At 59.2% G+C, this 26,114-nt stretch carries 27 protein-coding genes and 2 pseudogenes; 14 read left to right on the plus strand and 15 right to left on the minus strand.

The window, feature by feature from the left end; all coding sequences use genetic code 11:
* A partial coding sequence (locus tag NKH49_RS32045) for a transposase (RefSeq protein WP_352929530.1) occupies positions 1–205 on the minus strand: 205 nt, incomplete at its 3' end.
* A 463-nt stretch (positions 206–668) separates the two neighbouring features.
* Here NKH49_RS32045 and NKH49_RS32050 point away from each other — a divergent pair.
* Genes NKH49_RS32050 through NKH49_RS32065 form a run of 4 tightly spaced genes read left to right on the plus strand, consistent with a single transcriptional unit; the run spans position 669 to position 3,040 of the window.
* Positions 669–1,016 carry a hypothetical protein gene (locus NKH49_RS32050; protein ID WP_352929533.1) on the plus strand — a complete coding sequence of 116 codons (348 nt, stop codon included), beginning with the start codon at positions 669–671 and terminating at the stop codon, positions 1,014–1,016.
* A gap of 4 nt (positions 1,017–1,020) precedes the next feature.
* Positions 1,021–1,416, plus strand: a complete 396-nt coding sequence (locus NKH49_RS32055; RefSeq protein ID WP_352929536.1) for a phage holin family protein — start codon at positions 1,021–1,023, stop codon at positions 1,414–1,416.
* Entirely contained in the window at positions 1,413–2,273 is an 861-nt protein-coding gene (locus NKH49_RS32060; protein WP_352929539.1) for a hypothetical protein, read from the plus strand. Before NKH49_RS32055 ends, NKH49_RS32060 begins: the two co-directional genes overlap by 4 nt.
* Complete coding sequence (locus tag NKH49_RS32065) at positions 2,273–3,040, plus strand: hypothetical protein (RefSeq protein WP_352929541.1); 768 nt, start codon at positions 2,273–2,275, stop codon at positions 3,038–3,040. The genes NKH49_RS32060 and NKH49_RS32065 overlap by 1 nt, the downstream gene beginning before the upstream one ends.
* Before the next feature lie 257 nt (positions 3,041–3,297).
* Here NKH49_RS32065 and NKH49_RS32070 read toward each other — a convergent pair whose 3' ends face one another.
* The 3 genes from NKH49_RS32070 to NKH49_RS32080 all read right to left on the minus strand — a co-directional run bounded on the left by NKH49_RS32070 (position 3,298) and on the right by NKH49_RS32080 (position 5,818).
* A complete protein-coding gene (locus tag NKH49_RS32070) occupies positions 3,298–4,059 on the minus strand; it encodes a hypothetical protein (protein ID WP_352929544.1) in 762 nt (253 codons plus the stop codon).
* A 75-nt stretch (positions 4,060–4,134) separates the two neighbouring features.
* Positions 4,135–4,830 carry a hypothetical protein gene (locus NKH49_RS32075; protein WP_352929546.1) on the minus strand — a complete coding sequence of 232 codons (696 nt, stop codon included), beginning with the start codon at positions 4,828–4,830 and terminating at the stop codon, positions 4,135–4,137.
* A gap of 478 nt (positions 4,831–5,308) precedes the next feature.
* A complete protein-coding gene (locus tag NKH49_RS32080; RefSeq protein ID WP_352472969.1) occupies positions 5,309–5,818 on the minus strand; it encodes a ferritin-like domain-containing protein in 510 nt (169 codons plus the stop codon).
* Positions 5,819–6,122: 304 nt separating this feature from the next.
* Between NKH49_RS32080 and NKH49_RS32085 the strand changes: the two genes are divergently transcribed.
* From NKH49_RS32085 to NKH49_RS32105, 5 genes are all read left to right on the plus strand, one after another.
* Positions 6,123–6,341: a KTSC domain-containing protein gene (locus NKH49_RS32085; protein ID WP_352929548.1), complete on the plus strand. Its 219-nt coding sequence runs from the start codon at positions 6,123–6,125 to the stop codon at positions 6,339–6,341.
* A 545-nt stretch (positions 6,342–6,886) separates the two neighbouring features.
* Positions 6,887–7,348 carry a hypothetical protein gene (locus tag NKH49_RS32090; RefSeq protein ID WP_352929551.1) on the plus strand — a complete coding sequence of 154 codons (462 nt, stop codon included), beginning with the start codon at positions 6,887–6,889 and terminating at the stop codon, positions 7,346–7,348.
* 168 nt (positions 7,349–7,516) lie between these two features.
* Positions 7,517–7,885, plus strand: coding sequence for a hypothetical protein (locus NKH49_RS32095; protein WP_352771258.1), 369 nt, complete (start codon positions 7,517–7,519; stop codon positions 7,883–7,885).
* A 728-nt stretch (positions 7,886–8,613) separates the two neighbouring features.
* Positions 8,614–8,898: a DUF982 domain-containing protein gene (locus NKH49_RS32100; protein ID WP_352929554.1), complete on the plus strand. Its 285-nt coding sequence runs from the start codon at positions 8,614–8,616 to the stop codon at positions 8,896–8,898.
* 1,062 nt (positions 8,899–9,960) lie between these two features.
* A complete protein-coding gene (locus NKH49_RS32105; protein ID WP_352929557.1) occupies positions 9,961–10,344 on the plus strand; it encodes a hypothetical protein in 384 nt (127 codons plus the stop codon).
* A gap of 354 nt (positions 10,345–10,698) precedes the next feature.
* Here the strand turns inward: NKH49_RS32105 and NKH49_RS32110 are convergent, their stop codons facing one another.
* The 4 genes from NKH49_RS32110 to NKH49_RS32125 all read right to left on the minus strand — a co-directional run bounded on the left by NKH49_RS32110 (position 10,699) and on the right by NKH49_RS32125 (position 12,551).
* Positions 10,699–10,992 carry an SDR family NAD(P)-dependent oxidoreductase gene (locus tag NKH49_RS32110; RefSeq protein WP_352929585.1) on the minus strand — a complete coding sequence of 98 codons (294 nt, stop codon included), beginning with the start codon at positions 10,990–10,992 and terminating at the stop codon, positions 10,699–10,701.
* Between the two features lie 75 nt (positions 10,993–11,067).
* Positions 11,068–11,580, minus strand: coding sequence for a DUF2231 domain-containing protein (locus NKH49_RS32115; RefSeq protein ID WP_352929560.1), 513 nt, complete (start codon positions 11,578–11,580; stop codon positions 11,068–11,070).
* Between the two features lie 267 nt (positions 11,581–11,847).
* Complete coding sequence (locus NKH49_RS32120; RefSeq protein ID WP_352929563.1) at positions 11,848–12,072, minus strand: hypothetical protein; 225 nt, start codon at positions 12,070–12,072, stop codon at positions 11,848–11,850.
* 122 nt (positions 12,073–12,194) lie between these two features.
* On the minus strand, positions 12,195–12,551 hold the full coding sequence (locus NKH49_RS32125; RefSeq protein ID WP_352929566.1) for a hypothetical protein: 357 nt from the start codon (positions 12,549–12,551) through the stop codon (positions 12,195–12,197).
* 143 nt (positions 12,552–12,694) lie between these two features.
* Here NKH49_RS32125 and NKH49_RS35025 point away from each other — a divergent pair.
* The 4 genes and pseudogenes from NKH49_RS35025 to NKH49_RS32140 all read left to right on the plus strand — a co-directional run.
* Positions 12,695–12,935: pseudogene (locus NKH49_RS35025) on the plus strand (phage integrase N-terminal SAM-like domain-containing protein); the annotation flags it as partial.
* Positions 12,926–13,345, plus strand: a pseudogene (locus tag NKH49_RS32130) (transposase); the annotation flags it as partial. The pseudogenes NKH49_RS35025 and NKH49_RS32130, both read left to right, overlap by 10 nt.
* Before the next feature lie 327 nt (positions 13,346–13,672).
* Positions 13,673–14,197, plus strand: coding sequence for a YciE/YciF ferroxidase family protein (locus tag NKH49_RS32135; protein WP_352682207.1), 525 nt, complete (start codon positions 13,673–13,675; stop codon positions 14,195–14,197).
* A 201-nt stretch (positions 14,198–14,398) separates the two neighbouring features.
* The gene (locus NKH49_RS32140; RefSeq protein ID WP_352929568.1) at positions 14,399–15,565 is read left to right on the plus strand and encodes a glycoside hydrolase family 1 protein; all 1,167 of its coding nucleotides are present in this window, start codon (positions 14,399–14,401) and stop codon (positions 15,563–15,565) included.
* Positions 15,566–15,701: 136 nt separating this feature from the next.
* Here NKH49_RS32140 and glf read toward each other — a convergent pair whose 3' ends face one another.
* The gene (glf, locus tag NKH49_RS32145; protein WP_352929588.1) at positions 15,702–16,844 is read right to left on the minus strand and encodes a UDP-galactopyranose mutase; all 1,143 of its coding nucleotides are present in this window, start codon (positions 16,842–16,844) and stop codon (positions 15,702–15,704) included.
* Between the two features lie 2 nt (positions 16,845–16,846).
* Entirely contained in the window at positions 16,847–18,019 is a 1,173-nt protein-coding gene (locus NKH49_RS32150) for a glycosyltransferase (protein WP_352929571.1), read from the minus strand.
* Positions 18,020–18,420: 401 nt separating this feature from the next.
* Between NKH49_RS32150 and NKH49_RS32155 the strand changes: the two genes are divergently transcribed.
* Positions 18,421–19,344: a glycoside hydrolase family protein gene (locus tag NKH49_RS32155; protein WP_352929574.1), complete on the plus strand. Its 924-nt coding sequence runs from the start codon at positions 18,421–18,423 to the stop codon at positions 19,342–19,344.
* Between the two features lie 228 nt (positions 19,345–19,572).
* Here the strand turns inward: NKH49_RS32155 and NKH49_RS32160 are convergent, their stop codons facing one another.
* From NKH49_RS32160 to NKH49_RS32185, 5 genes are all read right to left on the minus strand, one after another.
* Positions 19,573–20,493, minus strand: coding sequence for an ArsR/SmtB family transcription factor (locus tag NKH49_RS32160; protein ID WP_352929576.1), 921 nt, complete (start codon positions 20,491–20,493; stop codon positions 19,573–19,575).
* Between the two features lie 522 nt (positions 20,494–21,015).
* Complete coding sequence (locus tag NKH49_RS32165) at positions 21,016–21,249, minus strand: hypothetical protein (RefSeq protein WP_352837402.1); 234 nt, start codon at positions 21,247–21,249, stop codon at positions 21,016–21,018.
* Positions 21,250–22,099: 850 nt separating this feature from the next.
* Positions 22,100–22,552 (minus strand): YidB family protein, encoded by a 453-nt coding sequence (locus tag NKH49_RS32175; protein WP_352929580.1) that lies wholly within the window; start codon positions 22,550–22,552, stop codon positions 22,100–22,102.
* Positions 22,553–24,679: 2,127 nt separating this feature from the next.
* On the minus strand, positions 24,680–24,892 hold the full coding sequence (locus tag NKH49_RS32180) for a DUF982 domain-containing protein (RefSeq protein ID WP_352922033.1): 213 nt from the start codon (positions 24,890–24,892) through the stop codon (positions 24,680–24,682).
* Between the two features lie 546 nt (positions 24,893–25,438).
* Positions 25,439–26,114: alpha/beta fold hydrolase (locus NKH49_RS32185; RefSeq protein ID WP_352929582.1), on the minus strand; the 676-nt coding region annotated here is incomplete at its 5' end.

Below are 26,114 nucleotides of genomic sequence, written 5' to 3' on the forward strand. Positions count from 1 at the left end.
CCACGACAACTTCGGCAAAGCCCGTCTCGCGGGTTCTCATCGTGCGCCGCCACTTATAGATCAGGCTGGTCGCGACATCGTACTGACGCGCTACCGCCGCCACCGTGGCCCCGGGCGCGAATGCCACCGCCACTATCCGGCACTGATCCTCTTCACTCCAACGACGACGACGCTCCGGCCCGGTCAACAACGTCACATGGCTCATGCTGTGCTGCTAACTACGCTCGAAAGGACGACCTTAAGAGTGCAGCTTCGCTACCGGGCCATGCTCCCGCAAGGCGGCCCTCGCCGGAGGCGTACCCTTCATCAGAGTTGAAGCAGCAAGGGAAGGGACAGATGGGTAATTCCCATTGCGCTCGCCCGCAAGCAACTCGTCATTCCGAATGCAAACGCACCCGATCCGCGCACCGAGTTCGAAAATGCAACTTGGAGACCCTAGCCAGTCGCTCATTGGGAACCAACGGGCCTTACCTCCGTTTGCTCCTCGAATGGAGGAAACCATGAACAACCGGAATTCTGAACGGCGTCCCCCAACTGCGGGAAGGGCTGGTGACGGTACCTCGGAAGACATAGGAGCAACCGTAAGGGGCGCCTTATCCAAAGCGTCGGACATAGCACAAGGAGCAGCGGGAACCGCCAAACGGGCGGCCGCTGGTGGCGCGTCGACCGTGACCAATCAGGTGAAGGAGATGTTGGACCGTCAGGTCGGCAGCGGCGCCGTGGTGATGGGCCAACTGGCGAGTTCGACCAAACGTGCGGCCGAGGACCTCGACACAAATGCACCGATCGTCGCTGGGGTCGTGCGCACCTTCGCCAATAGGCTTGATGGATACGCAGACGACCTGCGAGACAGATCCGTCGATCAACTGGTTCTTGCAGCGTCCGATTTGGCCAGGCGCAAGCCGGGTTTGGTGTTTGGGCTGGCCGCCGTAGCGGGTTTTTTGTCATTCCGCACGCTGAAGAGCGCGCCTCCCGCTCCAGAATCCATCACGGAAAGGCGGCAGGGAGCGAACTGATCTGATGGCACAGGAACAACTGAAGAATTCGCCTCTCCCTCAAGCACTGTCTGCAGTGTTGGCGGACGTCGCGGACCTCTTTCAGAAAGAGTTGCGCCTGGCGCATGCGGAGCTGTCCGCCAACGTCTCAACGAAGCTCCAAGCAGGTGTGTGGATGTCTGCTGCTGGCGCCCTGGGAGTGGTCGCCGCTCTGCTTCTAATCCAAGCCGTCGTACTTGGAATCGCGAGCTTAGGGATAGCCCTGCACTGGTCGTGTCTGATCGTCGCGGCCGCAACGGCGGCTGCCGCTGCTTTCGCATACTATAGGGGCCGCGCTGATGCGCAAAAAGAACTTCTGCCGACACACTCCATAAGCCAAATAAAGCAGGATATTGCGACAACCAAGGAGCAACTAACATGAGCCGCAATTCACAGGTCCAGGATTTTGGAACGAAAGAATGGCTTCTCAGCTCCGCTAGGAACAATCCCGAAGGCCTTCTGCTGGTCGCAGCAGGGTGCGCGCTGCTAATGCGCAGCCGCGGTTCAAGTGCCGGGCATCGCGAGCAATCCCGTGGAACCAACGGGCGCCAAAATGCTCGGCACGTACGCACCGCCAGCGGCGGGGCGTCAAAAACGCAGGAAGAGGCTAGCGAGACAGCAGAGGCCATGCGCGACAATTTAGCCGGCATTGGGGAGAAGGTGAGTGAAACCGCAAGTCACTACGCATCGTCGGCCGCGGCATACGCAGAAGAGGCCGGTCGCACCGTATCCGAGAAGTCAGGGCGCATGGTGCAGCAAGCCCAATCAACGTTCCAGGACACGATTGGCCGCATGGTGGAAGAACAGCCATTGGCTTTTGTCCTGGCCGGCTTCGCAGCCGGTGCCGCCATAGCTGCTGCTTTACCGGCCAGCGATGTCGAGAGGCGCACGCTCGGCCCAGCGGGAGAGCGATTGACGGATGCTGCTGAAAAAGCTGGGGACCGATTGAAGTCTTCGACAGCAAAGGCGGGCGAACGGCTCAAGAGCGCAGCCGAGGAACGTGGGCTGAATTCGGACGGCCTCAAGGAGGTCGCAAGGGACGTTGCGGGCGCCTTTGGAAGCGCCTTATCATCAGAAGAGCAATCAAGTGAACCCGTGCAGCCGTCTTCGCCAAGCCCAAGTGGATCGAGCGGTCCATCTACCGCCAAGCTGCAACCGGGCAGCGCCACCAAATCGCAGCGGTCGGACAACCCTCGGTCGAGCAAGCCTGCCCGCGCCGGTGGCAAGAGAGATTTGTGATGGCCGCTCCTCAACTTGCGCATCTTGAATCCGAAGTGGAGGCTGCCCGGGCTAAGCTCGCCGAGGATTTGTCGACACTTCGGTCGCCAAACATGCTCTCCGAGTTTACCGATGATTTGAAACACGAAGCGCTTGAGGCAAAGGATGCGCTGATGGAGAAAGCAAGCGCCTCAATGCAATCGGTGGCGCAGGCGATTATTGACGATCTCAAGGCAAAGGCAGCTGCCAATCCGAGCGCTGCTTTGGCGATTGGGGCCGGTTTGGGGTGGCGTTTCCTCCGCCGTCCGCCGATCTCAACCGCACTTGTCGGAGCGGGATTGTTCAGCTTATTGCGGACCAATTCGGCCCTGCCACCCGGCGAGCAGCAGGTGGATCACCTATCGTATGCCAAGGAGCGCCTGAAGGAGCAATCTAGTGATTTGGCGGAAAGCGTCAGTGATTTCGCTCTTGAAACGGCTGGTAAAATAAAACGCGAAGCTGCCGAGTTGACCGGCGTGGCCAAGGAAACTGTAAAAGAGAAGACAGAACGTCTAGCTGCGGGTATCCGCCATAGCGGCGTTGGGCCGCACGAGGGCGAGACTGCCGCGAGAGCATCCGCACCCTTCGATGAAGCTTCGTTAGCTGTTCAAGACGCATCGGGCAATGAGCATACCGAGGACAAACTCCTTCTGGCGGCGGCAGGTTTGGCAGTCGCCGCGGCTGTCGGCTTTGCCTATCAACGACGTGTGAATGAGCAGATGGACACCGACCGAACTGGAAGAGCGTAGACAGAGGTCATTGCAGAGAAACAGTCGTCCTGAAGGCAGAGTATGATGCCGCGCTCACATTTATCGCGTGTGGCTCGCGCGAAGCCCCCGTACCCCCTTTATTTCCGGCACACGCCACCCTCAGGAACGCTTCTGGAATTCGTTGCCGCGAATTGGGCTCGGGTATTCAGTTTGGCTCACCGGTGATCAGCAAGAATGGCAGCGGCGGCGATGCTGGCGCTTCGCCGTCGATGACGCCGAATGCCTTTGGCAACCTCTCAGAGCTTTTTGGCCCGTGCGCGTGAGACGTCGTTCCGGTCAAGAATGGCCAAGCCCCCGAAGAGGACAACGAAACCGACGATCGCGATCCAGCCGATGATCTGTCGCACCCGTTCCTGCCCCTCGGGCATTTGAAGCGCCTCGACCTTCGGCCACATCACGTTGATATACCCGTCCGGCTCTGCGATCGGACCTCGGTCCTCCGTGCCAATTTCGAGCATTACCCCTTTGATGGGACCCTCGGTCATCACCATGACGTGGGCAGGAGATTCTCGTGCGATCACTTCCCCGTTGCGGCTCACCTGTGCCCAGCCCCAAAGGGCGATTTCCGGCCGTACCTTCGGCAACTTGCCCGTGCCGATCCCAGTGTTGCCATGCATTTCGTGCTCATAAGCTACGCCTGACCATGTCGTATATTTTCCGAGCGGGTGGCGCGGCATCGGCTTGTCAATGCTGACCGTATAGGCGGCGTCGCCGGAGGTGAACTCGGCCGAGACTCGCAAAGCATCCGTGTTCTGAACGTGCGACCAGCGGTTGCCCATTTCCGCGGTTTGGATTGCAATGGTGCCGTTCATGGGCACGGTGCTGTTCATTGCGTACGGATCGGCCCCGGTCACCCGCATACCCTCGCCCGAAGCCCGTGCGGTTGCGATCAAACCGTCGGTGCCCCTCGATTGAGCGTGGGCATGTTCGGCAGGGACAGCCAGCAGGACTGCTAGCATGCCGAGTCCGGCCACGCCGATTACTCGTCGCTTCTTCATCAGCCAACCGCCGACCCACCAGCCGATAAGTGCCGAAACGAAACCGCCCGGAAACGACAGCCACCAAAGATCCCTTTAGCCGGAATAATGAGGCTGATCGAGCGGCAGACCACGTGGGCCCAGATACATGCTATATGTGGTCCAGACGAAGGCGAGCATGAGCGCGCCGATGGTCCAGCCCAGCCGGCCGGCACCGGCGTAAGCAGTCCAGACACAGACAAAAACGAAGCTGATCAAAAGGTGCTGGACGAAGAAGGTAATGCCTGGGTAGTCCCGCAACAGCACCGTCTGGGTCAAAACACCGTCTGCCGCAACGATGATCACGGCAGTAACGAGCCCGTAGACAACGAACCGCCACGTCTCCCCGCGTTCGGTCTCAGCAACAACATGGTTTCGCCGCCAAAGCCACAGCGCCATCAGATAACCACCTAGGATCGCTAAGAAGTGCACCGGCACGCCGGTAATCCACAGGTGATTGAAGTCGAGCCATTCGGGTTCCTGCGGCAGCCCCACGGGCGCAAGCCATTGATAGTAAATCTCCAGAATGAGCGTGTGGACCGCCGTCAGGACCAAGCCTGGAATGATGCCAATGCCGAGAAAGGCCGTACCAAATAGAAAGACGGTTGGGATCAGGAAAGTCTTGGTGATCCAATAGGTCCAGTATGGGTCATTCTCCCAAAGCAAGCCGTGGGCGATAGACGCATCGACGAATATAGCCGAAAGCGCCACAAGAATGCTGAACTTAATTGTATCTTTTGCGAGCAAAAACATCTGCACGCTCCCGCATTGCGCGATATTAACGCCACTTTTCCATGTAAGTTCCCGGTTGGGCTGGGCTGACAGGAAGCTCTGCCCGTCGCTGGTGCGCCTTGCCGCTGTCGGGACGAACTTTCTTCCATCCGGCTTGGCGCTGCCGGTGCCCGCGCACGCACTGCTCAGTGATCAGGGACGAGTGTTCTCGAGCATTCCGCTATCGCGACCTCGTTTCGAACGTTTTAATAGGGCGCGAGCCCTTCCGATCTTGGCTATTGCCAATGCGTATTCGACCGGGCTTGCGCAGACGAACGCTTCAACTCTCAAAGTCACGACGCCGCAATGTTAGCATCACTCGTCGTAGCAATTTCTGGAAATGCGCAACTCGACAACCGCCTGCTACAGTCAGGCGTGTTCGTCGTCCAGCCTTCACGAAGGGGACGCGCTGGCGGACGAATCCCCATCACCCAGTTCACGATGACTGCGTCCCACCCGCTCACCGCTTGGCGCTGTCACTGTCGGCTTCGGCTCGGACAAGGAACTGCTCGGTCGTGGAGGGAAGACGGGATTTCAGCCAATCCGCCATCGCGACTTCCTCTTGCAGATTCTCTTCGCAAGCCCGAAGAACCTCGGTTTCGCCGAGCGATCGAGCGGCGGCAATCAGGATCGTGTAGGAGGCGATTTCCATGTGCTCGAACGTGTAGCTCGCGAGCGATCCTTTCATCACCTCGTCTCCAGCGAAGACGCCGCTCAGCGATTGCGCCATCGCCGTCAGCTTACCGCCAGCATCCTTCATCATGGATGAACCCTCGTCCATCTGATCGAGACAAGTCTTCAGCCGGGCAGCCTGCTGCTTGGTCTCGTCGAGGTGCTGTCGGATCCGGTCGCTCAGTTCGGGATAATTCTCGATACGGCTCAACTGCCCGTTCAACATCGTTTCTGCCTGCTCTTCCATGGCATGAGCATCTCTAAGCCATTGGACAAACCATTCGCGCGTTTCTGACATTTCGAATCTCCTTTGCGATGTAAGGAAAAACTTTCAGAAGAAGACATTGTTCCGGAATAGAATGCGTCGAACAGCCCTGACAGTCCCAGAGGATCAGTGTCTTGGCGGGTCTCAATTCACCTTGCGAAAATCCCGCAGCTATGCGTGGGGAAGACCAAGATCGCGAGGGTCGGCGCAAGGAAAACGGCCCGATCGCGACCGCTGGCGCTCCGCATTGAGCCTCGTGCCTCACCGCACCACCATAGTCACAAGGAACGTGGCGGCCTCTCCGCTCGTTGATTGCTTTTCGACTCGAGCCGCCGTCATGCCCTCCACATCGATACGCAAAACGGAATACGATCCCCACACAAGAATCCTCTCGGTCTGGTTCGTGGCCAGCGGCAAACGCTACGAGTTTGAGGAAGTGCCGCCGGAAACCTTTGCCGCGTTCCGGGCGGCGTTCGCCAAGGGCCGCTATTTCAACGACCATATCCGCAACAATTTCCGCTACCATCTGGTTGCGAGCGATAGCGACCCGGGATGACCTGACCTTCCGATGGCTCATCGTCCTGTCGCTCCAACCGGGGTTGAAGGATGCGTTGCCGCTGTTGCTCTAGGTTCGCTTTCGGTCCGCGCGCGCCTCGCAAAGCCCACCCCCGCATCCCCCGCCTGGTGCAAAGCGCTTCATCGGTCCCGCCGTTCTGGCAGTGCGGCGGGACTTTTTTGCGATCCAGGTGGAACACCGGCGCGGGGGGAAGGTTCGGTGCACGCAATACATCCTGCATACGAGCCTCAAGCTGACTGAACTCGGTATCCAGAGGCATACAAATACAGTTCGTCACGCACGAAGACGACTCTCTACGATCCTTTAATGTCGTTGGTAATGCTATGGGCGAGGACGGTCATGGCGATCATTCCATACCTCGGGCGTGCCTGTCTCAAAAGGGAAAATTCCATCGCAAGAAGTTGAATTGGTATTGACCTCATCCATTTTCTCCGACTCCAACGTCGCTGGCGCGCTGAAGGGTTTCAGGGTCGATCTGCCGCCGGAGCTCAACTGCTGGACTATTGCTCGACCGGAAGCGGCTCGTGCTGCGGCTCAGCGTGATGGAAGACCTGTCCAACATCGCGCGCGTCGAACGTTTGGCCGCAGACTGGGCAGCAGACAAAGTGCTTCGACTCGTCCTCGACTGGCCCGTCATGCGGCCTGCCCTCATAGCCTGTTGCGATGTTGTCTGTTCTAATCCGCGGCATCTGCAAGTGCCTTTCGTCGTTTTGGCGGCCGATACTTCTGCACCAAGACCGGACCTTCTCACGGTCGACCCTGACCAATGGCCCGAGGTCGATCGTCACAGTGTCCTCGTCGATCCGCGTGACCTCGCCTTTCAGGTCGATTTGCCGGCTTCGGTTGACCTTGGTGTGGTCGATGATGGATGTGGGAAGTCGTCACCTGGGATAGAGACGGCTTACGCAGTCCTCTGTTATCCGCCTTCGAACCGTGGCAGCAATCGCCACCTGGTCACCAATGCCCATTCGCGAGCCTTGGATTGAGTCTGGAGCGGGCAGTGTCTTCTTCAAGAGGCCTCTAATATACGCCCGTCATCCTGAGGCTGACCTAGGACCAGAGTTACAAAAGTTGAACTTCATCGGGGAACACTGCTTCTGTCTGCCTGTTCGATTTGCCAGGCGCATCCCGCGCATTCAGACAGGAGAAAGAAGATGAAACGCATCCTTTTGGCTTCGGCCGTGCTGGCGGTGTCGGCCGGGCTTTCCGTTGCCCAGACGACCAGTGGAACTTCGAGCGGAACGTCGACGAGCGGAACCTCGATGACCGGCACCTCGACCACGACAACCATGCCCAGCACGACGGATCAGGGCACCGGCACGACGAGCAGCGGCACCAACATGTCCGGCGATCAAGGCACCGACACGACCACCACCAGCGGCACCACAAATTCGAACTCGGCCAGAGACTGCGCGCCCGGCCAGCAGACTGGCAGCGCTCAGCAAGCGGCGCCAGGTCAGCAGGACACCACAGCCAAGACCGCCGCGCCGGGCCAGGTGAAAAAGACCGACGAAGGTTGCTGATTGGCACATCGGCTCAGGTTGGAATCACCAGCGTGTGGCTGGCCAGTCTCCCCCGACCACCGCCTGAACTCAACTCGGCTGGCGAGCAAGTTGCCGCCACCCGAGCATCAGTTGAGGAACCTTCGCGCTTGCTTGTGCTTTCAGTGGGCACACCTGGCTTCTGTTTGCTTTCGGTCAGATAGATATCCGCCTGCTCGCGCATCTTGCCTGAAGGGAGCTGCGGCCGCGCTCAGAGGAGAGGCTAACAGGTCGTTTCGATCGACGCGCTGTATTGCCGATAGCGCTAGAGCGATTCGAACCCCTACGTCGGACAACGTTGTCGGGCTTGATCGTTGCGGCCGGCTTTATCCTCATCGATCTCACGCGGCAGACATCCGCTGAGCCGGGGGCGGTGCCCTATCACGCCGCTTAGAGCATGTCCGACACCACGCATGTCTCCTCCCTCACAGCCGCCGAATTCTTCGCGGTGTGCTAGAGAAGCCGTCGGGAAAGTGGGTTGACGAGCTCGAAAATAGTTCGCGGCTTCGAGTGCGCAGATGCTTTTGCGGGCCGGGTCCTGTTGTTCGGCCACGGGATAGTCCGGCGAGGCAAAGTGCCGGGCCCAAGGAGAGCCTGCTCAGCCTCAATCGCATCGGCCAGCGGTTCTTTGAATTCGCAGTAATCCAAATGCATGCAACCACTGCCCTTGTCTTCGCGTTTAGCCGCGTTCAATCGTGGGGAGCGACAAGATGCGGGCCTTCAGTCCAATTACAATCTGCCTCAATCGCGACCTGACGGTGGTCGCGTCCATAGCCGACGCAATGAAGGTGCTTCAGCAACCATGGCCTAGAATGGGAAAGCCGGGGCGGCTCAACGCGATCCGAATGGTCGAGGAATCCCTGGCCGGGCATTGCAGCCAGCAAGCTGCGTTCGAGGCCTTCAAGGCGGCCGCGGCTGAACAGGGACTCCTTAGAACAAGAGGGACCAGCGCAGGTCTGGGGAAAGTTGCGCGAATGGTTGAAGACCTGATGTGAGTCATGCCGGCCTCGCTAACACTGAAGAGGCGCCCCACTTGAAGCCCGAAATACGCCTTCTCCCGCGAGAGCCGAAACGCCTCAAACCGGGCCATTGGCCCGGTCGCGAGAAGGCCCTGGCTTCGCGTCCGGGACAGCCAGGACCCACTTATCCGACGGTGAATTCTGCGCTGCCTAAGCAGTGCGGCTGCACGCCCCTTTGCGATCCCGTTTGGGATCCACATTGAGGTTAACTCTGGTGATCTGCCCCATCTTGTCAGAAAAGGACATTTCGCTTGACCTTGCGAGTAAAGGAAAGCAATCAACCTTGACAAAAATCGCGATTAGGATTGCGCGGACAACTGGGCTTTGATGAGCAGATGGTTCTCCGTGGTCTGTTCGACCGCGAGTGTCTCGGCTCGACGGGCATCGGTCGTGGCGTCGCGATCCCTCACGCTCTGCTGGGCACGATCTCTTCGCCAGTCGTGTCCGCTTGGCCCAGCCCGTTGACTTCGACGGCCCCGACGACGACCAGTCGATCTTATTTAGCCCTGTACTCTGGCCGAGCTCTGCTACTTCCGCCTTCCTCCCTGCCCTTCGCAAAGATGCCGGCTGCTTCGAGTAGCTCATGTTCGGGAGTGACTCCGATTGGCACGGTCAGCTGATGGGGTGCTGGCGATTGTCGAAAATGAGCCGCTTCCGGGAATTTTCCACCAATTTGCATACTTCTCGTGTCGGGCTTGGCGTTATGATGTCTGGGCAGTTCAGCAATGCCTAGATTCCTGACGCGGCGCATAGCGCAGTGAACAAAGGGGGCTCTCCACCAGCCGATGAGGCGGCCTTCGCGGAGGATTGAAGCATCTTCGGGTGTAACCCAACAGAATGTCTGCGTCGTCACATTAATCCGAGGCCGCGTCGCGCTCTGGCAAAGCACGGTCTGGTTCTCCCGCGGGTACTGCGATCGATCAGCCCCGCATCGTTGAGCGCAGAAAACCCGCCTCGACTGCCGCTGAGCGCGCCATCCCCGCCTCTGGAACGGTTTACATACTTTGCCGTTGCTAAAGGCACCTGCAGGAGCCAGGCATGAGAGTATTCCAACCAGTTTTGCCCCTCGCCGTGTTCGCGTTGCAACTCTTTGCCGTGCAGTCATTTGCTCAGACCGAGCAGCAAGATCCTCCGGGGCAAGGCGCATCATCGACAACCGAAGATGCCGAGGATGTCGGCGTCGACGTTTCGCTTGGCAGGCACGAAGTGAAACAGCAGATCGCACGGGAGCTTGGAATTTCCGAGGTGGAAGTGCCTCTGGCAGTTCATGTGCCTATCGAGCTCGCCAAGCGGGTCTGCGAGAAAGAGGTATTCGACGCACGCTCCGATGTGAACCGAAGCTGCACCGCGACGAAATACATCCCGGAAATTGCCGAAGCAGCACGAAAACGTCCGCGAACCTCTGCCGTTCCGGAGCAATAGGCGAAGACGAATACTATAGGATAGAGAAGGGGTGCTTGGCTGCTCTGGGCGATCGACTAGGCGCCGCCCCGAAAGTGTGGAGCGCTTGCGCGTAAGTTTTCAGGCAGCGTCGATATCCGCTTGGCTTCCGCGAGCAGTTGCGTCGAGGTGAGTTCAACTACATCGCAAAACAGGTCCGCGGTCCCTATACACTGCTGATCTGCTCGGCAACTTCGTCCAGGTTCGACCGCTGAGGGCGCCGACAGTTTCGTCATTCAGGACGGCAAGATCGTCTTCTAGTCCATTCACTACAGGTTGCACCCCAAGGCGGCTGGCTAAGCCGGCGGGCCTCTTCCACTCACCGCATCGGACTCGTCACAGCCTTTGTTCAGTACCGGCGCCATCCACCACAAACGTCCTGATCACACATGCGGCGGCATTTCCTCGAATCGGCCGAAAAGCGGCGCAATTCACCCACACATCGATCCTGCCGAAACGCGACACGGCAAAGCTGCGCATTCTCTCCACGGCCGCATCGTCCGCCATATCGGCGGCAAAGGTCAGCGCCTCACCGCCCAAGCCGGCACACTCCTTGGCGACCTTGTCGAGTGCGTCCGCGTTTCTTGAGACCAGCACCGCCCGTGCGCCTTTGCGCGCAACCCAGAGCAGTCGCTCTGCCGATGTCGCTGGAGGCGTCGGTGACCACCACGACGGCTCCCGGCAGGCAGGCCATTCGTCAAAACCCTATCGGGATCGTTCCCGGCGGGAGTTGAGGTCCTCACCCTCTTCGGGATGCATGCCTACCCTGTGTTCGTAGACAAGCGTTCCGCCTTTCCAGCCGGTATAAAGGAGTAGCAGAACGACAATCGTGGACAGCGCCAGGCCCCAGGGCAAGGCGCCCTCGGCGGCACCGGCACTTAGGCGCAGGATGAAGCTGGCCAGCCCCAGCACCACGGCCACGACGTTGCCGACCATATGGTGCCACGCGGCATTGATGGACCGCACCCTTGAATTTCCAAGAAAATCGGCAAAGCCGGCCAGCGCCGCGGCAGCGCTCATCAACAGGGCAAAGCCGAGCAGCCAGAAGGATGCTTCGGCCCAGAATGCGTTGCCGGTCGACCAGAACACTAGATCCGACAGGAATACCGACACCAGCAATGCGATCGGGAAAGGGATGAGCATGGGGTGAATCGGATGGCTGCCGATCTTTGCGGTGGTTGCAACGCCCAGCAGATGATTTGCGCGATCGTCAGCCATGCCAAACAACGTTGAAGGCGGCCCGGGGGTTCCAAACCGGCGCGAACAGCTTCGATCAGCGCTATCGAGAGTTGTTCTCAGCGGCGCGATGCGCAGGATTAAAACCTGCGAAATATTCCGAGCCGCGCAGCCGAACCGCCATTCGGCCTCGGCGGCCTTGGAAATGCCGATCCTGCGGCCTGTCAGAACGTGCTGCGTTCGCGCGGTGGGGTGACGTAGGCCGGGTCTCGACGGTGATGCCGCCGACGCCGTGCAAAAGCGCCGGCCCTACCTGTTGTTTTTGAGGAGACGAGCTTCCCTCAGGATTGAGCCGCGATCGAAGCCGACCAGCGACACTATCTCGCGGATCTGATGTTCGGATGCGCCTGACTCTCGCGCGAGTTCGCTGACGATTTCAGGTTTCAGGCCGGGCCGTGCTTGTTCTTCCGCCATCACATTGTGCCTGGTGTCGGGCCCAAGAGTGCGATAGTCGCTCCCAAGCGCAGCGGCCATGTTGTGTTGCTAACGATTTGCATTGTACGCTTTCGGACCAATTCTAGCCAGGGGATTCGCTCAGGACCGTCCAAGCGCCTGCCGGGAAGCCGGCAGAAGTTCTTCCTCGTCCACTAGTCCGGCTATGTAATTTGCAATGATCCGGGACGCCAGCGCTTCGCGTCGCTGATCAGATAGAGCGTCGGACTTGAGCCGGTCGAACAGCGGCCCAGCAGCGCTAGTTCAGATGGATAGAAGACGCCCGCCTCTTCGGCTTTTCGCTGGACCGGCATGTGATCCTCCCACGCCGGATGAATATGCTGCGCAACTAATCCCATTCGGCGACGGGAGTTAAAGAACGAGCGGTGCCGTCCCTGCAGGTGGTGTAGCTCGGCGTTACCGAAGCCGCTCGCGAGCGCGCCCTCGATAGCGACTGTCGCCGGTAAAGTCGGGTTGCTGACACAACCGGATTCGAAGGAACCATCGATGACCGATGACATGATGAACCTTCGCGCGCTCGTGGAGAAGACTCCGGATTGAACGAAGCCGCTGACGCGTCATTTGGTGCGTAGGTTTGCGGATGACGCTTCTGATTTGAAAGATTGCGGCTGTTGAAGCGCAATCTTGAGAACAGGAGTTTGAGATGGCCGAGTTGAGCCCTCTTCGCCGACGAATGATCGAGGACATGACGATCCGCAATCTGTCGCCGGCCACCCAGCGATCCTGCACGCGGTGACCAATTTTCGCGCCATTTCGACCGCTCGCCGGACCGGCTCGGCCTGGAGGACGTCCGCGCCTTCCAGGTCCATCTGGTTTCGGCGGGAGTCTCGTGGCCGGCGCTGAACCAGACGGTGTGCGCGCTGCGGTTTTTCTACGGCGTGACGTCCACTTCATGAGGAACGTGCTGGCCCATGCCGGCAAGGGCGCCGCGTCGTTTCCGCTTTCATCGCCAGCGCCTTCGCCCAGGAAACGCCCGAGGTCGCGAGCACGCAACGGCGCGCCGTGGCTGATCAGATCCAGCCCAAGTCCCGAAGCTCGCACCATCATGGACGACGCCGAGCCGGACGTGCTTGCCTAAATGACTTTCTCCAAGGAGCCCCGCGCCAAGCTGCACTCGATCCAACCCGATCGAGAGCCTCAACGACGAGATCAAGCGGCGCACCGAGGTCGTCGGCATCTTCCAAATCATGACGCCATCGTGCGCCTGGTTGGCGCGATCCTGCTCGAACAGAACGACGAATGGGCCGTGCAGCGCGCCAGACACGTGACGCTGGAAACCATCAGCCAAATGAGCGTCTGCCTGAAGGATTCCGCTGTCATCGAGTCCTTCGGCCGGATTTTTCGCAACGGACCTTTGCCCGCAACCTCGCGCCGTAATCTGAGAGGCAGCGCGATAGCTTCTCACTTGTCTCCCAATCAATACGCGATCCTCGTTCCGGAACGTCCGCAATGGAGCGGAGCCGAGATGCTCAAGCCGGTGCTGACGCGGCGGACTAGAACCAGGGGTCAACCCGACCGTCGCTCGCTGCTGGCTGCCGGTGTGCCGTGGCCGAAGGAACAACAAGAGGCTGGTCCAGTTAGAGCCATGCATGCGTTGATAGAAATGAAAGAGGAGATGACAATGGCGACGAAAAAAAGCTCTCAGGGCAGCTCCAAGGGCTTGGAAGACCTTTTCTATGATGGTCTGAAAGACATCTACTATGCCGAACGCAAGATTCTGACGGCGCTCCGGAAAATGGCAAAGGGCGCGGAGTCCGAAGAGTTGAAGGCGGCGTTCGAAAAACATCGTGATGAGACAGAGGGTCAGATTGAGCGCCTGCAGCAAGTTTTCGACGCCTTTGGCAAGAGAGTCCAAGGGAAAACGTGCCCGGCGATCGACGGCATCATCGAAGAAGGACAAGAGATTTTGGAGGAGTTCGAGGAGGCTCCGGCATTGGACGCGGGTCTCGTGGCTGCAGCCCAGTCCGTCGAACATTATGAAATAGCGCGCTACGGGACTCTTGTCACATGGGCCGGCTTACTTGGTCTGAAAGACGCCGTCCCGCTACTCGAACAGACGCTCAAGGAAGAAAAAGCGACCGATGAGGCGCTCACCCGACTAGGCGAAGCAGGCGTCAACGAACGGGCGATGCAACAGGCCGCATAACTTCGGATCGAATCGAGGCGACCGCGGCCTAGGCAGACGAGATTGGAGCTTGGTTGTATTCGCCAATCCTGGCACACGCGTATGGCCGCCGAGCCGTCGACGTGGTTGGTAGCCGACCGGTTTCGATTAGGCCACCGGAACTGACAATGGGGGACTGCGAATGCGATCACTTGCGCACGTCTTGGGCGACAGGATGTTGGTATGAACGAGGATACCGCTCGTCGGCCCACGGCAGGCTCTTCCGGGTTCGACAGCTTTTTCATGGCTGGTTTCGAGTGTTCCTCCCACAGGCGCGCCGACGGGGCCCGTCTTGATCTGATCCGCGCGACCTCACATGACATCCATGCACATGGCGACTATCGCCGTTGTGCCGAGCTTGGGCTTCGCACGATCCGCGACGGCTTGCGCTGGCACCTGATTGAAACGGCGCCCGGAGTCTTCGACTGGTCGAGTTGGACGTCGGCGATCGAAGCAGCCCAGGCGGCCGGGGTGCAGATTATCTGGGATATCTTCCACTATGGCTCGCCAGACCATATCGACCAAGGTGGCCCGGGGTTTATCAGGGCCTACGTCCGTTTCGCCGCGGAAGCTGTTCGGGTTCATCGCTCCGCTACCGGGGTGGCTCCCCTGGTGTGCCCGATCAACGAGATTTCGTTTTTTGCATGGGCTGTGGAGGTCGGCTACTTCCCCCGCGTCGGGCCGAACAAGCGTGGATGGTTCAAACGACACCTTGTCAGGGCAGCGGTCGCCGGCGTGAGGGCCATGCGGGAGGCCGAACCCGGCTGCAGGTTCATCTGGGCTGAACCGCTGATCCATATTGCTCCTCGTGACCGTACTCACCCCGAGCGGCGGCGCGCCGAAAATGCTCGCCAAGGCCAATTCGAGGCGTATGACATGCTGATCGGGCGCGTGGAACCGGAGTTGGGCGGCAGCGAGGACGTTGTGGACGTCATCGGCCTCAACTTCTATCCGCACAACCAATGGTACTTGAATGGCCCAACGATACCGATGGGGCACCACGAATACCGTGCACTTTCGGAAATGCTGGTCGAGGTCGCCGAGCGATACAAGAAGCCGATGTTCATCGCCGAGACCGGCGCCGAAGGTTCAGGCCGGCCAGCCTGGCTTCACTACGTTTGCGACGAAGTGCGCGATGCGACGAACCTCGGTGCACCTGTTCAGGGTATATGCCTGTACCCGGTGACGGCCTACCCAGGTTGGGACAATTCGCGCCACGCCGAAGTCGGCTTGTTCTCCACGATTCATGCGGACGGCTCGCGCACTGTTCGCAAGCCACTTGCGGACGAGTTGGAGCGCCAGCGCCAATCGTTCTTGGCGTTTGAGGAACAACAAGCAAGCGCGCTATAGCCTCGCTGATACGAGCAGTGCGCGCTTTTCAGCTGCATCAACAGCACAGCATATCTAGAGCTGTTCGCCGAGAAGCCGAGAAACATGGGCCTCTTTGGCCGTGGGTCGCCCGACGCCGGTCAGGCCGGCGCATCATTTACTCGGCCGCCTCGCGCTGCGTCGGCGTGACGAGCATCCCGTTTGCTGGCAGGCGTGTCTGAATGCGCCCGAACGTAGCCAATGCCTGGCCGACCACCTGATCCATATTGTAATAGCGATATGTCGCAAGACGTCCGACGAACCAGACCTCCGGGCACGCCGCGGCCAAAGCTTCGTATCGTTTGTACAAAGCCTCGTTTTCGGCCCGCGGCACCGGGTAATAAGGATCTCCGACGTCGGTGGGGTATTCGTAGGTGAGGCTGGTCTTCGGACTCTGCTGACCGGTCAGATGCTTGTACTCGGTGATCCGTGTGTATTTCTCCGTCTGCGGATAGTTGACGACGGCCACCGGCTGAAACTGCTCACAATCAAGCGTCATGTGCTCAAAGCGCAGCGAGCGGTAGGGCAAGTGACCAAGCTTCCAGTCGAAATATTCGTCGATTGGCCCGGTGTAGATCATCCGCTGAAAGGGAATCTTGTCGCGAATTTCGCGATAGTCGGTCTGCAGCATGATCTTGATCTTGGGGTTATCCAGCATGCGCTGGAACATGCGCGTATACCCGCCTGCCGGCATGTTCTGGAAGCTGTCGCCAAAATAGCGATCGTCCCGATCGGTCCGGGTCGGGACTCGCGCTGTCACCGATTTGCTCAACTGGGAAGGGTCGACACCCCACTGCTTCCTCGTGTAGCCGCGAAAGAACTTCTCGTAGAGCTCTCTGCCTATAGTGCTCACCACGACGTCTTCGGCGGTGCGGATTTCTTCCACCATTTCGCGCCGGCAAGCGAAGAAGTCTTGCAACTGCTCGGATGTCAACTCAAGGCCGTAGAGACGGTTTATTGTGTCGAGATTGATCGGTATCGGCAGCAGCTTTCCGTCGACGAGCGACAGCACCCGATGTTCGTAAGGCCGCCATTCCGTGAATTGCGACAGGTAGTCGACAATCGATTGGGCGTTGGTGTGGAAGATGTGCGGCCCGTAACGGTGAATCAGGATTCCCGCCTCGTCGTAGCAGTCATAGGCATTGCCGCCGACGTGATTTCGTCGATCTATTATGACGACACTTTCCTGGCGTTGTGATGCGATGCGCTCGGCCAGCACGCTGCCGGCGAACCCGGCCCCGACGATCAGCCAATCGAACACGCTCACGCCCTCCTCAGGAACGCCACCACGCTCTTCATCGCTTGGGCACGCTGGATGTGGGCAGACATCGCGTTCCAAGTCTTCTCCCAGGACATGTCGGCAAGGTAGGCGTCGGCCTTGGTCACGAGGGAATCGCGGGGGCGCGCCAGAATGGACCGAAGCTTGGCCTCGATATCCTCCGCGTCGACAATCTCGACAAGGCCTTCGGCGCCGTAGGTACGCACGACGTCGACGATCGCCGTTGAAACCACCGGCAGTCCCGCCGCCAGGAACTCGGGAGTCTTGGTCGGGCTGATGTAGCGGGTCGCTTCGTTGAGCGCGAACGGCATCCAGCCGGCACTCCAATGCCGGAGATAGCTCGGCAGGTCTGCATAGGACTTGCCGCCCAGCCAATGCAGATTACCTGCCGGGGGAAGGCTCGCCTGATCGATTTTGACGACAGGGCCAAGCATGACGAAATGCACGTCCGGCATTGCCGCAGCCGCCTGCGCGATCAGTTCGAGGTCGAGCCGTTCGTCGATGACCCCGAAATACCCCACCCTCGGGTGAGGTATGTCGGCCTGGTCGAGCGGGTCCTCACCTGGCGCCCTAGCCTGATGGAAATGGGTAACGTCGATGCTGCTCGGGAAGGGAAAGATCGCCCGATGCAAGCTGCGCTTGGCCTCGAAGAGGCTCTGCCCGCCCGTGAAGACGACATCGGCACGCTGCAAAAGCGCCTTTTCCAACTGCGTCAACTCTGCCGGAGCGTCTTTGAACGCGGAGAGTTCATCCATGCAGTCGTAGACGCAGACGTCACAGGCGAGGTGATCGCTGAAGCGTAGCGCCATGGGCGTGTAATACCAGGTCGTCAATCGGTCATGCGGCGTGGAGGCGAGGATCTGATCGACGAACCTGCGCTGGATCGCGTCCGCCCTGGTCGCGGAGGTACCAACTGGGATCAGCGGCGTCGCTATTCTGATCGTCGGGGTAATATTGTGCACCCGCATCGAAGGGTGGCGCCTCTCTTCAAAGATCGGCTCTTCAAAGTAAATTAGCTGCTGCTGTTTTGATGCGAGGGTTAGAATGTGTTGTGGTCTTTGACATACGAAGTTCCATCGGAGGTGGGAAAAGCAGAGTAAAATAGACGATTGTACAGGGATTTTTGGTGTTTTGCGCCGGCCCGCCGCCATTTCCATGTAAATTAATCCTTAGTGATAGCTGGAAATCGCCTCGATTAACAAAAGTTAATCAAGGTAGCTTCGACATCAACGTTCGCAGCCGTGCATATAACTTCCATCCCAGTAAGTTGTTCCACAGCCGCAAACTGTTTAGGCGAGACCAGCTGTTCTGCTCCATTTGCGATGGCTCGATAGAAGAACGGGCGAGGCGACCCCCCATTCTACTCAGATCATGAGGCCCATCGCGTTAGGTCGGGTTCCCAAAATGTGGCCCTTTGCCACAGAACGGTTGAAATCCTTCAATCGTTCAACAACCGTTCATCGGCGGAGCTATAAATACGCCTGCGAATCGATTCATGTGAGTCGCGCCGGTGGTTCATTTGAATGGAGCCCGCGAGGAATCGAGGAATGGTTGGCGAATGAAGATCGACTTTGAAACCAACGTCTTTCCGTTGTTTCACCCGCAGGTCGTGGATGACCTGAAGGACCCCTGTCCCGTCTTCGACGGCACGCTCTGGCACGTCTTCGGCTCAAGCGGCACGGTCACGACCGAAAGCTGGAAAATACTCCATGCCACGGCACCGGATCTCTATGGACCCTGGATAGAGCACGAGCCGATCGTCTTGGCGATAACCGGATCGGGCGTTGCGGCACCCGGCGTCATTCATGAGTGCGGCGTCTTCCATATGTTCATCCAGACCGAATTCATGAAGTCCGGCGGACGTTGCGAGCATGCGGTCTCCAATGACGGCTTTCATTGGGTGGTGCTCAATCCGGCGATATTGTCGCTGCCCGATACCGATGAGGACGGCATCTACGATCCCCATCCGGCAATCATCGGCGGCAAGCGCTACATCGTCTATTCAGGCATGCCCAAATTCACCAGGGTGCCTCAGCCGGATGTCTTTCTGGCGCGCAGCCAATCCGATTCCTGGTTTGGGCCATGGAAACGTCTCGGCAAGATACTCGATCATCTCGATGTGCCGCATCACAATGCGCGCGAGCATCCGGATTACGAATGGGGGATCGAAGGCGCCCAGCTCGTCGAGCTGCCAGACGGTCGTGTGCTTCTCAACGCCACCTGCTTCCTCCCCGAAGGTCCGCGCGGCAGCCGGCAGCGCGTTTTCTTCGCCATCGCCGATGACGTCAAGGGCCCCTACGTTTCCGTCGGCCCCGTTCTCGACCCTGGTGAGCCCGGCGAGAACGGCCATTCGACCGTGATGATCGACGGCCGGCAACTGACCCTGTTCTATCAGAGCAGGCGTGAGGCGACGAACCACCGCTGGCGGTTCGGGTTGGCAAGGTGCGACCTGGATCGGCACATACTTTCGAGAGTTGCCTAGATGTTTAAGTTCCGGCATTTGCCGGAACGGAGGATGAAACGCTCTGGCGGTTGGTGGACGGATCGCTTTGTACCGGTGATTTGAGGGTAGCAGGCAAAAGCCAGCCAGTGGGCGAACCTTGCAACGGGGTATATATACACGTCAGGCAAGCTGGTGGCCTCATAGACGACGTTGCTAGCTGCAAATCTGGCAACGGTTTAATTGCGCGCAGCAACACCGCGAGTCGCCTCAGGCGGTTTTGATCCTGAGCAGGATGTCCTGATCGTAATTTCCAAAGCCCTTGCCGAAAATATTGATCCCGCCGGGGCGCTTGGCATCGTCCTTGACGCCGATACGGACGCGGATTGAATGATGGCTCTTCAGATCGAGTGCGGCGAGGCCGGTTTCGGAAATCCTGAGGCCGTCGACATGGGTGCCGTCATTGGCAATTCGCCAGTTCTTCAGCTTACCGTATTGCGAGCCCTTGAGCTTCCACCAGGAGGGCGTGAAGACGCCGCGCTTGTCGCCGAAATCCCCCGGCGACGTCCAGGTGCCGACATCGACGCCATTGATCGTCAGCGTGATGTCCGAGGGCCAATCGGCGCTGGTGCCCGGCACTTCCGAAGACAGCTCTATCGCAACTTCGAGACCAGTGATCTCGGCATTGGCGAGCTTGGCATTGTTGGGGAACTGGTATTCGACAAAACCGCGCGTGAACCATAGCAGACCGGCTTTCATGCGGTCCGGATCGAGGAAAGTGTTCGGCACATCGAGCAGACCGATGATGCCGTCCGGCGAACAAAGGCCGCAGGGCGCGGTAACCTCGAAGCCGGTATAAAGCCCGATCGGCATCGACACTTCGATCGCGTCGTTCTTGACCGCACGATATTCGCTCTTGAACACGACGAGCACTTCTTCCGCCGTCGGATAGCAGATTTTCCGGTTGCCTTTCTTCGCTCTCTCGGTGCGGATCAGCCCCGCATCCTCCAGCACCTGGATGTTGGTCGAGACGGTCGACTGCGGAAGCGACAGCACGGCGGCGATTTCGTTGACATTCATCGGCCCCTTCTCATGCAGCAGTTTCAGCATCGAGATCCGCGCCGAGGAGGCAAGCCCCTTGAGCACTGCAATGCCTTCCTCAGGTTCAATCACCAGAAAATTGCGATTCATGAAATCGCCAGTCTATGCTCGTGACAGAGGTTATGGCTTCGCTCATTACAACGCGCTGACCGAAACGCCGAGCCGTTGATTTGGTTACATTAAGCCCTCGACCGTCAGTATGCATCGCAAGCCCCACCCACAACATGGCGCGACATGTCTACATTTGGTCTCCGACCGCCAGCTCCTCGTGGTGCGGGGTGCTTGTCAGTCCGTGGCCTCGATTTGCAGACGACTAGATGCTGGCAGCCACAAAGAGAGGCAGAAGCCGAACACGGAATTGCGGCCGTTCCCCTGGCCAAATCCCCAAGATACCGGACCTCGACCTCGATCTTAGCCGAACCGGCGCGCATGGATCCACAGGATGCGGTGCGCTGAAGTGCGTGTCGCCGTGAAGTAAATCATCCGATTCGCCACCCGATAGAGTCGGGACGGGGTTCTACCTATTGCTTTTGAGCATGACCTTTTCCGAAAACCGGATTCCACTTCTTTCGAGATCATGCGCCAGTGCCGGCCTACTTCATGCTGGCCGCGTCAGCGACCCTGTCCACCATGGCCAGACCAGCTTAGCGGTGCGGTGTGATGGACCATGTGGCCGGCCTGCGGGCCGGCCCCGGCAATAATGCCGGCAGGCAGCAACAGATCATTGTGGCGGGTGAAGCGGCCGCCGGCCAGCGCGTCGGCCAGCATCAATGCCGATTCGGCCGCGATCGACCGCAGTTGTGAGGGCCAGCTGGCGATGTCCTTTGCCGACGAAGCAAACCCCACAGAGACGATGCCGGGGCGAAATACTTGCCCATGGCGAGCGGCCAGGTGAGCAGCACAAGCAGCGGCAGCAAAATGTGACGGAAAACACCACCGGCGACAGGCAAAGGCCGGCAGCCCGCCAGTGCAAGGCCCAGGCGCGGCGGCAAGAGCGGACAGATGAAGACCCCCGATCGAATCGTCGTCCGATCGAGATCATCGACTCGCCCGCCTCCCATCCAACCCAAATCTCAGCCCGCTGAGCGGCCGAGTAGTAGATGCGACGTCGCTGCTTCATGGCTCACATTCCATCTTTCAGACAGACTCGTGTGTTGCTGCGAGCAGTTGAATCCGCCACCCCAAAGCGGACGCGCCGCGAACGCGGCTGCTAGGCAGGCCGAAGCTTGTGCAAGTACAGCTGTGCGTCACAAGCCAAGTGAACTAAGAAGCTGCACGAACCGCGGTGATCGAGAATGGCGCTTCCTCCACTTCCCCGAGCACGGAATACATGCAAGCGGCGTTGTACTGCGTCACGAAGTCCGGTTCGGTACCTGGAAAGAGCCGTCGGAGGAAGCGCGAGTCAGAACCTATTGGAACGAATCCGTCACGAAGTCGATTTCGACGTCCGGATCGATCGCCAGCGCTCTGGCCAGCCAGGAACGCGCCTTCTTCCGCTCACCGAAATACGCGAGCGCGAGGGCGCCGCGATGCAGCGGTGCCGCATTTTCAGGATGGCGGCCAGTTGCGCGTTCGGCGCGCTCGAAACAGATCCTTGGTTCGCTAGCGGATGAAGGCGATCGCGCAGGAGCGTCCCCCGGTGTAGAGTTGCCACCCTGGATCTCGCCTTGGCCGGCTGCATTCCTGGCTGTGTCCCCTAGGATACATTGTCGAGCAGGGTCGACTTATCCAAGCCTTGTGTCGGCTCAGACGGCCATTCACCATTCGGCGTCATCTCGTTAACTGTCTCGGGTAGATCCCGCGCAATCCTTCGGATTAGCTCCTCGCGCGAAAGACCCGTCTGCATCGAAATGGACGTGAGTGTACCTTCGTCCATCGCCGCTTCGACGTCCCTTGGCTCGATCGGTTGGTTTGGCCCGCTGCCAACCCACGAGTCGACCTTCGATCCTGCCCCCACCTCCCTGAACCGGTCGAGGATCTCACCAAGGTCAGCCCTCGACACGCCATTCGTTATCTGAGCCAGAATTCTGCGTTGCGGGTCGTTTGGGTTAAGATACCCCGCTCCCGGAATCAATTCACAGAGCTTGTCGCGATTTTGGTATGCCAGAACGCCAAGCATGGCGATCGCCAATCTTGCCAGATTTGCCATTTGGTCTCCTCCACGGTTTTGGCCGATGAGCGAATCGAAGCCAAGTCTCGGCGGATGCCGACGCGTGTGGGCTCCAACAACTTCTTGCCGGTCGGCTCGCCGGCGGAGAGGACGCGTCCTTCGGGTTACTCGTTTTCATCTGACGTCTTCTCCTGACGCAGAATTTCGGGGCGCTTGGCCCGCAGTCGCCCTACGCCGATCGAACGCCCTAACCCGGCGCCTTCCGGGTTTGTTCCGCTTGTCAGAGTTTGTCGGCGACGATGGAGAGCGCGACCCGACGGGGTAACTCTACCGGGTCGAGAGACAGAGTCGGCGGCTCGGTCGTCCTCGTCATGTTGTCGGTCTATGCCTAACCCGGCCCTGTCGTCCTCAATCATGCCGTGGACCGTCGCCGGATCGTGGATCGAGGCGAGAAAATCAGCGTAAGCCTCCGCGCCCATCTCCGCGGGATCACCGCCGTACCATGCGTCTGGATTGGCAAGGATAGCCTGCTCCGGCTTTCAAGGCTGAGCGAAGAAGAACCAATGCCACCATGCCGATGCGAACCGCGCGTCACATCGCGCCAGCGCATAGCCGATCGGAATGGCTTCAAGGATTGCGAGGCGGCTGACGGATGCCGGATGATCCATCGCTGTCCGAAATGCGGTGTATGCCCACGATCGTGACCCACAAGTAGCGATCGAAGCCCAGATAGTCCATAAGGGCTAAGCAATCGCAGGCCTTGGACCTTTTGGATGAGCCCGAATGGTCAGGCATGTCAACGGGCTTGGAAGACTGGCCGAAACCGCGAAGATCAGGGCAAATTACGGTGTATTCCTCAGCCAAAATCGGCGCCACGATGCCAAGTAGCATGGGTGCGAGGATGACCGTGCAGCATCAGAAGCGGTGGGCCCCTTCCACCAACCCGGACTCTGAGCGTCGCTTCCGGAAGTTTGATCTGCTCCAGCGAGAAACCTTCAAACGTGCAACTCCCTCCATTCGCAACATTTGCCAAACATGTAAACGGAGACGCAGTTCAATGTCGGCTTCCGCGGGATATGAACTTGCCTCGTATTCCGCGAAGAGGTCGTGCCGAACGGCGGCTTACTGGTCCCTCGGCAATAACCGGACGGACAGCAAACGGCCCCCAAAAAGCCGCCAGGCGGCAACGCGCCTGATATCGCACTTCGAGATCAACTCTGCCGTTTCCTTTTAGCCGAAGTTGCAAACAGCCTCATCTCCATGCTTGGCGGCGGGCTCCTTTCGCGAAGGCGGTGTTGGTCAGAGAACCTTTACCGCAATTCAAGTTAGCTGGTTGTCATTGGGGGGAGTAATGTCCCCTCCTCTTTTGCAGCAGCCACTTCATCAGCTCCTCCCCGGCTGCCTCGGCGTTGTTGACGTTGCGGATGATCCGGGGCGCTCGGTCTTGACCGGGACCGGAGGGTTGAACCAATGGAGTGCCATACAGTCACTCTTTGTCGGCGCGCTCGCCGGCGATGATGACGCACTTGCGCGGTTGAGGCGGGACGATCGCGAGCACCCGCACAACTCGGTATTTCAACCGGCTCGGCATCCCGCGACCCTGACCTGTTATCAAAAATTATGGTCGCGGCGACTGTCCTAAGTAGATGTCGCGGCCCGACAGGGCCCCATACATGCCCATACGTGCGGAATTCCTCGACGAGGCCGCGCATGCGATTCTCTTGCCTCGAAACAGGGGCCGGAGATTCACGGGAATGAGGTTATCGGTAGTCACCCCTGGGCCGTAATCGATTGCCTGTCGGATCGAGGCCGAGCAGCTTCAATTCCTCCAGATCGAACACTGAACTACTTGACCCGTTGCCTTCTCTCACGAACTCTTTCGAAAACACGCGATGAAGACCGAGTGCGCGCGATCCAGCTTCGCCCCTCGCAACGAAATCGGCAGGGCCGACATGCGTTTGCCAGACAAAGTTTGGTGGGGCAGGTTTCCACGTAAGTTTTGGTCCGTAGGCCCCTTTGCCCGGAGCTGTGATATGTCCACGTAGAGTGCAGATCCGCGGCTCCGGCCTTCTCGCGCAAGCATTCGGCGTCTCCGCATGATCGACGCAGGATGTTTGCTGCAAGAGTGATGCATGATGGACAGTGGTGGGGCACGCATTGACGATGTCAGGCATTCAGGATTTTCGCTTCCTTGGCGGCGCTGAGAAATGCCACGCGCGCTACATCCGGTGCGCTGCCGCCGCCGAGAACCTTCATGCATGCCATACGAGCCTGGATGCGGCGCGCGGTTTCTCCAATGGGCCAGCGGTAAAGCAGCATTTCGGCGGCTTCGCGGGTGCTCGAAACACTGACTTTGCCCGAGGACAGCAAAACGGTCACGGGCTCTTCGAACGTGCCGACGTCTCGTTCGCAGGTCATATGCTGGTCTCCTTTCGCAAACCTCCCCAAGACTTTACCGGTGAACCATCCGTTCCGTTGCGTCACGTTTGTCCCGGTGGGCGAACATTCTGTGAGCATGGGAGCTCGTCCAGAGCGCGGGCTTGATCGCTCAGACTGGACTCGCCAACGCGTTGCGGTCCTCAAACAGCGAGAACCGTCCTTATCGCTACGGGCCACTTGCCGGCGCAGGCATCCGCAGACGGAAGTCAATACTCATTTCTGTGGATGGAAATCTCGCGTGCAGATCGGCGAAGCTGGGCAAGAGTGATCGTCATGACCGTTCTTGCCATAGCATCGCCAGCGACGCCCAACGGAACGCAGCGGGCCCGTCTTCTTGCCTGAAGAGCTGCATCTCTATTTGGAGTTCCTAGGCGCCGGCACAAATCCCGTAGACTGGATGAGCCTCGACGACTTCCAGCATGGGCTGGCTGGTCATTGTAGCTCTCCGTCGGGTTTGCGCGCCGGCCTTAGCGGGCAGCGGATAGGCTACTTGGCGAGGAAGTCCGTGATGAGCTTGACCGTGGCGTCCGGGTTTTCCTCCATGATCCAGTGACCGGAGCCCGGTACGATCCCAACAGTCACATGGGTCGCGACATAGCGTAGATCGTCTGCCTGGGCCGTGCCGAAAGACTTTTCAGCGCCAACGGCTAGCACCGGCATCGAGACTTTGCCGCCCTTCGCCAACAACTCCTTGTTGTCCGCCGCATCCTGGTTAAAGGCGGCGAATTGCTCGAAGGCGTCGTGCATGGCGTGAGGTCGCGCGTAAAGTACGGAGTAGTGCTTGCGCGTTGCTTCGTCGATGGCCTTCGGATTGGCTGACAACTCGTTCCAGAAACGGTCGAGATAGATACGCTCGCGCCCTGCTACCAGCCGCTCCATGTCGGGACCACGAAAGTTGAAATGCCACAGCAATGGCAGGCGGATGATGTTGTCCCAATCGCCGATGCCCGGCAGCGGCGCATCGATCACAACCCAGCGGGTGACTCGGTCGCGATACTGGGCGACGAAAGCGTAACCCACCATGTTGCCGATATCGTGGGTGACGAGGTCGGCCTTCTCGATCTTCAGATGGTCGAGGATACCGGCAATGTCGACGGCCTGGTTTTTCTTTGTGTAACCGGTGTCGGGATGGGCGGACAGTCCCATGCCGCGCAGGTCTGGC

The sequence above is a fragment of the Mesorhizobium sp. M1088 genome (genome assembly GCF_040318575.1).
Classification (GTDB): domain Bacteria; phylum Pseudomonadota; class Alphaproteobacteria; order Rhizobiales; family Rhizobiaceae; genus Mesorhizobium.

Coding starts and splice junctions, on each gene's coding strand:
- NKH49_RS32055 (WP_352929536.1), top strand. CDS start 1,021: ATGGCACAGGAACAACTGAAGAATTCGCCTCTCCCTCAAGCACTGTCT.
- NKH49_RS32060 (WP_352929539.1), top strand. CDS start 1,413: ATGAGCCGCAATTCACAGGTCCAGGATTTTGGAACGAAAGAATGGCTT.
- NKH49_RS32065 (WP_352929541.1), top strand. CDS start 2,273: ATGGCCGCTCCTCAACTTGCGCATCTTGAATCCGAAGTGGAGGCTGCC.
- NKH49_RS32070 (WP_352929544.1), bottom strand. CDS start 4,059: ATGAAGAAGCGACGAGTAATCGGCGTGGCCGGACTCGGCATGCTAGCA.
- NKH49_RS32075 (WP_352929546.1), bottom strand. CDS start 4,830: ATGTTTTTGCTCGCAAAAGATACAATTAAGTTCAGCATTCTTGTGGCG.
- NKH49_RS32080 (WP_352472969.1), bottom strand. CDS start 5,818: ATGTCAGAAACGCGCGAATGGTTTGTCCAATGGCTTAGAGATGCTCAT.
- NKH49_RS32085 (WP_352929548.1), top strand. CDS start 6,123: ATGCCCTCCACATCGATACGCAAAACGGAATACGATCCCCACACAAGA.
- NKH49_RS32095 (WP_352771258.1), top strand. CDS start 7,517: ATGAAACGCATCCTTTTGGCTTCGGCCGTGCTGGCGGTGTCGGCCGGG.
- NKH49_RS32100 (WP_352929554.1), top strand. CDS start 8,614: ATGCGGGCCTTCAGTCCAATTACAATCTGCCTCAATCGCGACCTGACG.
- NKH49_RS32105 (WP_352929557.1), top strand. CDS start 9,961: ATGAGAGTATTCCAACCAGTTTTGCCCCTCGCCGTGTTCGCGTTGCAA.
- NKH49_RS32115 (WP_352929560.1), bottom strand. CDS start 11,580: ATGGCTGACGATCGCGCAAATCATCTGCTGGGCGTTGCAACCACCGCA.
- NKH49_RS32120 (WP_352929563.1), bottom strand. CDS start 12,072: ATGGCCGCTGCGCTTGGGAGCGACTATCGCACTCTTGGGCCCGACACC.
- NKH49_RS32125 (WP_352929566.1), bottom strand. CDS start 12,551: ATGTCATCGGTCATCGATGGTTCCTTCGAATCCGGTTGTGTCAGCAAC.
- NKH49_RS32135 (WP_352682207.1), top strand. CDS start 13,673: ATGGCGACGAAAAAAAGCTCTCAGGGCAGCTCCAAGGGCTTGGAAGAC.
- NKH49_RS32140 (WP_352929568.1), top strand. CDS start 14,399: ATGAACGAGGATACCGCTCGTCGGCCCACGGCAGGCTCTTCCGGGTTC.
- NKH49_RS32150 (WP_352929571.1), bottom strand. CDS start 18,019: ATGGAAATGGCGGCGGGCCGGCGCAAAACACCAAAAATCCCTGTACAA.
- NKH49_RS32155 (WP_352929574.1), top strand. CDS start 18,421: ATGAAGATCGACTTTGAAACCAACGTCTTTCCGTTGTTTCACCCGCAG.
- NKH49_RS32160 (WP_352929576.1), bottom strand. CDS start 20,493: ATGAATCGCAATTTTCTGGTGATTGAACCTGAGGAAGGCATTGCAGTG.
- NKH49_RS32175 (WP_352929580.1), bottom strand. CDS start 22,552: ATGGCAAATCTGGCAAGATTGGCGATCGCCATGCTTGGCGTTCTGGCA.